General features: G+C 48.8%; 7 protein-coding genes. 2 read left to right on the top strand and 5 right to left on the bottom strand.

Annotation, left to right across the window (positions count from 1 at the left end):
* A partial coding sequence (locus tag FDX01_RS14135; RefSeq protein WP_249360989.1) for a LysR family transcriptional regulator occupies positions 1–815 on the bottom strand: 815 nt, incomplete at its 3' end.
* Positions 816–917: 102 nt separating this feature from the next.
* On the opposite strand from FDX01_RS14135, the gene FDX01_RS14130 reads away from it, so the two are divergent.
* Entirely contained in the window at positions 918–2015 is a 1098-nt protein-coding gene (locus FDX01_RS14130; RefSeq protein ID WP_137399971.1) for an alkene reductase, read from the top strand.
* A 232-nt stretch (positions 2016–2247) separates the two neighbouring features.
* Here the strand turns inward: FDX01_RS14130 and FDX01_RS14125 are convergent, their stop codons facing one another.
* From FDX01_RS14125 to pth, 3 genes are all read right to left on the bottom strand, one after another.
* Positions 2248–2964, bottom strand: a complete 717-nt coding sequence (locus FDX01_RS14125; protein ID WP_096756753.1) for a YebC/PmpR family DNA-binding transcriptional regulator — start codon at positions 2962–2964, stop codon at positions 2248–2250.
* 501 nt (positions 2965–3465) lie between these two features.
* Positions 3466–4560, bottom strand: a complete 1095-nt coding sequence (gene ychF / locus FDX01_RS14120) for a redox-regulated ATPase YchF (protein WP_096756754.1) — start codon at positions 4558–4560, stop codon at positions 3466–3468.
* Between the two features lie 115 nt (positions 4561–4675).
* Complete coding sequence (gene pth, locus FDX01_RS14115) at positions 4676–5260, bottom strand: aminoacyl-tRNA hydrolase (protein WP_046275292.1); 585 nt, start codon at positions 5258–5260, stop codon at positions 4676–4678.
* 274 nt (positions 5261–5534) lie between these two features.
* Here pth and ychH point away from each other — a divergent pair, with 274 nt between their 5' ends.
* A complete protein-coding gene (gene ychH, locus FDX01_RS14110) occupies positions 5535–5813 on the top strand; it encodes a stress-induced protein YchH (protein WP_045443721.1) in 279 nt (92 codons plus the stop codon).
* A gap of 46 nt (positions 5814–5859) precedes the next feature.
* Here ychH and FDX01_RS14105 read toward each other — a convergent pair whose 3' ends face one another.
* Positions 5860–6669 carry a cytochrome c1 gene (locus tag FDX01_RS14105; RefSeq protein WP_137400029.1) on the bottom strand — a complete coding sequence of 270 codons (810 nt, stop codon included), beginning with the start codon at positions 6667–6669 and terminating at the stop codon, positions 5860–5862.

The following is a 6669-nucleotide window of genomic DNA, read 5'->3' as shown; positions in this document are numbered from 1 at the left end:
TGTTTCTTGTCATGGCGGCTGAAGCCGATAAAAGTCTCAGCAAATAAAACGCTCAGCCGCCCTTGTTCCACATCTCGCTTCACATCCCACCAGGATTTGCTGGCAATACCCGCTCCCGCAAGTACCCACTGACGAAGCAAGGCGCCGTCATCACATACCATTGCCGGCGTGACCTGCACCACCGCGGTTTCATTTTGCTCTTCAAAACGCCACTCGTTCATCAGCGTGCCGCGCTGCTCCATCACCAGGCAGCGGTGCCCGTGTAATTCATCCGGATACTGAGGCGTTCCGTGTGCTTCAAGGTAGCTTTTTGACGCAACCAGCACCCGATAATTAGGACGGATGAATTTTGTGACCAGATTACTGTCCGGCAAGTTCCCGAAACGCACGCTCATATCCAGACGGTTGACAATCAAATCCACCACGCTCTCACTGAGATAAACGGAGCTTCTGACTTCAGGATGCAAACGGGAGAAATCGAGAATCGCAGGGGAAAGATACTGTCGGCCAAAGTCCGAGGGGGCTGAAATACGCAGGCTGCCGCTGAGCAGTCCGTCCTTCTGCGTCAGTTTTGATTCTGCCTGTGTCATCTCCTCCTGCACACGAAGTGCGGCGTGGTAAAACTCCTCCCCGGCTCGTGTCAATGCGATAGCCCGGGTTGAACGATTAAACAGCCGGGTTTGATAACGTTCTTCCAGCGCCTTTAATCGTGCAGTCATGGTGGCGGGGGAAAGGTTTATCCGACGCCCTGCAGCGGCCAGACCACCAGCTTCAACCACTTCCACCAGTAACGTCATATCTTCGAATTTACCCATTATTCCGTTTTCCTGAAAAGATAATCAATTATTACTGCCATTATCAAAGCGACTTGCATGACATAAAGTCAAGCCATAGTTAACCGCTCAGGAGAGCAGAACATGCCACAACATTCCCTTTTCGAGACAACATCTATTGGCAAACGTGTACTAAAAAACCGTATTGTCATGGCACCGATGACTCGTGCCCGTACTGTCCAGCCCGGTAATATTCCTGGCGCACTTATGGCTGAGTATTATCAGCAGCGCGCCACCGCCGGTCTTATCATCACCGAAGCAACACAGATTTCTGCCCAAGGGCAGGGTTACTCCTGGACACCAGGCATTCATTCTGCTGAACAGGTGGCGGGATGGCGTCTGGTAACAGATGCGGTCCATCGCGAAGGAGGTACGATTTTCTCCCAGTTGTGGCATGTGGGGCGTATGTCCCATGCAAGTTTTCACCCGGACGGCCAACCTGTAGCTCCTTCTGCGTTATCACCGCACGCACAGGTGTGGGTGGTAAACAATGAGGGTATCGGTGAAATGGTCGACTGCCCGGTTCCACGTGAGCTAACGACAGCTGATATTCAACGGGTAATAGCAGATTACCGGCAGGCGGCCCTCAATGCGGTGGCAGCGGGTTTTGATGGCGTAGAAGTTCACGGTGGCAACGGGTATCTGATTGACCAGTTCCTGCGCCGTTCTTCAAATCAACGAACCGATGAATACGGCGGTAGTCTGGAAAACCGTGTGCGTTTCGCCCAGCAGATACTGGAAGCGATCAGCGAGGCCATTGGTGCAGAGCGTACCGGTATCCGTCTGGCCCCGTACATCACCCAGCGTGGCATGGATGACCCGCAGGTTATTGACGCTATTCTGGCTCTGGCGGCCTGGTGTGAATCAAAAGGTATTGCCTTTATTCATCTGGCGGAAGCGGATTGGGATGATGCGCCGCAGGTGCCCTATGCGTTCCGGGAGACCTTACGGGCGACTTTTAGCGGTACGATTATTGTGGCGGGGAATTACACCCGTGAAAAAGCCGACAAACTGTTATCGGCAGGGATCGTAGATCTGGTCGCTTTCGGACGTCCCTTTATCGCTAATCCAGATTTCCCACGTCGCCTGAAAGAAAACCTGCCACTTTCAGAAATGGGTAACCCAGCGACGCTGTTTGGCGGTAGCGAAGTGGGTTATACCGATTACCCATTTCTGAATTAACTATGGCGATGTATTAACGGCCATCACGGCGGGCATCAATAACAGGGTAAATGAAAAATCCACGCAATTGCGTGGATTTATTAATTTTATAATGCTATGGGCAAAAAGATATATTTTGTGCGCGATAATGACAGGGTGAATTTAAAACAATGCATCTGGCTGGATATGCTTTAATATACAAAGTTGTAAAATTAAGAAATCTGCCACAACGACAGATTTCTTTAATATATAATTAGAGATTTGCAACGTTATGATATACTTTTTGAACATCGTCATCATCTTCAAGGGCATCAACAAGTCCTTCAAAGATTTCTAAATCTTCTGGTGAGAGTTCAATTTCTGCTTGAGCAATCATTTCTAATTCTGTTGTTGAGAATTCAGTAATTCCAGCTGCTTTTAGAGCTGCAATTCCTTTGTGAAGATCTGTAGGTTCAGTATAAATGACGATGTTTCCTTCTTCTTCGGTTACATCACGAACATCAACTTCAGCATCAAGCAAAATTTCAAAAATACGGTCTGGATCTGTTCCTGCAAATACAATGACGCCAGTATTGTCAAACATATAGCTGACAGAGCCTGCTGCTCCGATACTCCCGCCTTTTTTATTGAAAATTGTGCGGACATTAGCAATCGTACGGTTAACATTTGACGTCAAGGTTTCAGCGATAATCATTGAGCCATTGGGTCCAAAACCTTCATAACGACCTTGCACGAATGTTTCATCGCCGCCGCCTTTGGCTTTATCAATTGCTTTATCAATAACGTGTTTCGGGACTTGTGCTTGCTTCGCACGTTCAATAACGAATTTTAAAGATGAGTTTGATTCTGGGTCTGGTTCACCTTGCTTAGCAGCAGCATAGATTTCTACACCGAATTTTGCATATATATTAGACGTCGCACCGTCTTTAGCCGTTTTTTTAGCAACAATATTGGCCCATTTACGTCCCACTGGAATGCTCTCCTCAAAAATTTATTTACATTAAATGCAGGTTGTTAACCTGCATTTTTTCCGCGAGATTATATCATGATATGTAAATACTCGTCTATGAGAAATAAAAAACGACAATATTACGTGATGTTACTTTAATTTTATAAATGGTTAGTGTTTTTGGTGGTCATTTTAAAATTTACATTTGGTGCTTTATTTTTATTGTTAACAATTGAGCTGAAGTAATAATAAATAAGTCAGGAAAAATAACTGTGATAATCCAGATAATAAACACTATTAAATTGCGCTGAGTGGACAAAAATATCAGGAAAACTGGACTGACTCCGCGGCAGTAGGTATTTCCTGTCCTCACGACAAGGTATGTTCGACGTTTTCTGGACTGATGCCGTTGAGGTTACATGAGACTCTATGAAATGAAAAACCCACGCAATTGCGTGGGTTTTAAAGTTTTTTGCGATTCCTATGAGATTCAGCGAAACCTCATGAGACTACAAAGCTTATTTAGACGTTGAACAGGAAGTTCATTACGTCGCCATCTTTGACGATGTAATCTTTACCTTCTGCACGCATCTTACCGGCTTCTTTTGCGCCTTGCTCACCCTTGTAGGTGATGAAGTCTTCAAATGCGATGGTCTGCGCGCGGATAAAGCCTTTCTCGAAGTCGGTGTGGATTTTACCGGCAGCCTGCGGGGCGGTTGCGCCAACAGGGATGGTCCACGCGCGGACTTCTTTTACGCCAGCGGTGAAGTAGGTCTGCAGGTTCAGCAGCTCGTAACCGGCGCGGATCACGCGGTTCAGACCGGGTTCTTCAATGCCCAGCTCAGCCATAAATTCTTCACGATCGGCATCGTCAAGTTCGGCGATATCGGATTCAACTGCCGCACACACGGCAACCACCACAGAACCTTCAGCTGCCGCGATTTCACGCACTTTATCGAGGTACGGGTTGTTCTCAAAACCGTCTTCGTTAACGTTAGCGATATACATGGTTGGCTTCAGGGTCAGGAAGCTCAGGTATTTGATGGCAGCTTTGTCTTCGTCCGTCAGGTTGGTCAGTGAACGCAGCATCCCGGCATTTTCCAAATGCGGCAGGCATTTTTCCAGCGCGGCCAGCTCGGCTTTAGCGTCTTTGTCGCCGCCTTTGGCTTTTTTCTGCACGCGGTGAATCGCGCGTTCGCAGGTATCCAGGTCAGACAGTGCCAACTCGGTATTAATGACGTCGATATCGTCAGCCGGATCCACTTTGTTATTAACGTGAATGATATTGTCGTTTTCAAAGCAGCGTACCACGTGACCGATCGCTTCGGTTTCGCGGATGTTGGTCAGGAACTGGTTACCCAGACCCTCACCTTTGGATGCGCCTTTTACCAGACCGGCAATGTCGACGAATTCCATAGTAGTCGGGAGAATACGCTGCGGCTTGACGATCTCAGCCAACTGGTCCAGACGCGGATCGGGCATCGGTACAACGCCAGTGTTCGGCTCAATAGTACAGAACGGGAAGTTAGCCGCTTCAATACCCGCTTTGGTGAGCGCGTTGAACAGGGTGGATTTGCCTACGTTTGGCAAACCGACGATACCGCATTTGAATCCCATGTTTAAATCACCTTAATCTTTTGATATTCAACCTGTTATGGAAAACAGATTGTAGAAAAGTAAATAACTTTGCCTATTATACACAGCACGCGGGAAAAATGCCGCACATCGCTGCTTATTGTGCTTTAAAGGTATGTAACCGGCTGGTTGCCTTGGTCAGGCCATCTTTGAACAATATCTCGGTACAACGTGCCGCTTCGTCGATGGCTTCATCAATTAACTTTTGTTCTGAAACAGGCGGTTTGCCTAAAACAAAGCCGACAACTTTGTTTTTATCGCCGGGATGACCAATTCCAACGCGTAAGCGATGAAAGTTCGGGTTATTGCCCAACTTGCTGATGATGTCTTTCAGGCCATTATGCCCGCCGTGGCCGCCGCCGAGCTTAAACTTGGCAACGCCGGGGGGCAAATCTAATTCGTCGTGGGCGACCAAAATCTCATCAGGATTGATCCGGTAAAAGCTGGCCATCGCGCTGACTGCTTTGCCGCTCAGATTCATAAATGTGGTTGGCACCAGCAGACGGACATCTTCACCCTCGAGCGTCACTCTGGAGGTGTAACCGAAGAATTTCGGCTCATCGCGCAGGGGGGCGCGTAATCTCTCTGCCAGTAAATCGACGTACCATGCGCCGGCATTGTGTCGCGTAGCCGCATATTCAGCGCCGGGATTTGCCAGACCGACAATCAATTTAATCGTCACGTATTTTGTCCTGAGTGTGTCCATAACCGGCGTGTAGTTTACTGTCTGACGGCGCGCTTGACAAAAAACTGCGTGCGTACCGGCAAAAATTGAATAATTGCCTCGCTGGACTATTAGAAAATGAGTGTGTTCAGTGGGTTATTTGTAAAGTTTTGTTGCATGAGTGTTTGTAATTGTGATCGCAGGCGCACTTGCGAGCGGCAGTGTTGTCTATACTTTACACATAAGGATTAGGGGTATTCCCTGTAGCAACCCAAAGTTCCGGAGGTGACACATGAAACGCAAAAACGCTTCGTTACTCGGTAACGTGCTCATGGCTTTAGGGTTGGTGGTGATGGTTGTCGGTGTGGGCTATTCAATCTTAAATCAGCTGCCGCAATTTAACCTACCACAATTTTTTGCACACGGTGCCGTGCTCAGTATTTTTGTTGGCGGCGTGCTTTGGCTGGCGGGGGCTCGCGTCGGCGGTCACGAACAAATCAGCGACCGCTACTGGTGGGTTCGCCATTACGACAAACGCTGTCGTCGTAATAATAGCCAACGCCATAGCTAAACCGTGACATTGTCTGCAGACCAGCCAGCCTTACGCTGACTGGTTTTCAGTTCGTCTTGCTTTTGCGCGAGCGGGACTGAATTCGCAGTAATAGTGCTAATAATGCCACAACCACCGCCAGATACCCCATCACATACATTCCCTGATGTTTTCTTGACGCCAGCTGCGGATCGGCAACCCACGCCAGAAACGCGGTGACATCGCGCGCGTACTGTTGCTCGGTTTGTGGCAGATGAGACTGCGTGGACCAGGTAATCTCACCATCTGCCAGCGGCTTTGGCATATTGATTATCCCACCAGGAAAATACCGGTTTGCCTTCATCTCAGGATCGTCGGGTAAATAACCCGTTAGCAGCGCATAAATATAATCCGCACCGCTGTCAGTGTAGGGAATAAACGCATCGAGGATAAACTGCGGAAACCCGCGATCGTAGCTTCGTGCCCGCACGATATAGCTGAGATCCACCGGCAGTGCGCCATTGTTGAGGTATTTGGCTTCCTGATCGTTCAGATAAGGGGAGGCGAAGACATCGTTCAGATTGCCGTCACGTTCACCCGGTTGTCCGTCGTCCTCAATCGTTGCAAACAGATAGCCGCTGGCCAGCGCTTTGGCTTCTGCTTGCGTGAGTTGCGGCCCGCCAGGTTGGGTCAGCTCTTTGAAGGTGAGATATTTCATACCGTGGCAGGCCCGGCATTTTTCTTCGTAAACCTGTAAACCACGACGTAACTGTTCAGTGTCGTGAGCGCCGTTCACACCGCTAAATACCCACGGCTGCGGGGGCGGAAGCGGCGCGCAATACCCATGACTGAAGAGTGACGCCAGGCTCAGGGCCGCAAAGGTTAACCATCGTCCCAT

It is taken from the genome of Citrobacter sp. wls613 (assembly GCF_005281195.1).
Lineage (GTDB): Bacteria > Pseudomonadota > Gammaproteobacteria > Enterobacterales > Enterobacteriaceae > Citrobacter > Citrobacter gillenii.
This window is presented reverse-complemented; position numbering and strand designations above follow the sequence as displayed.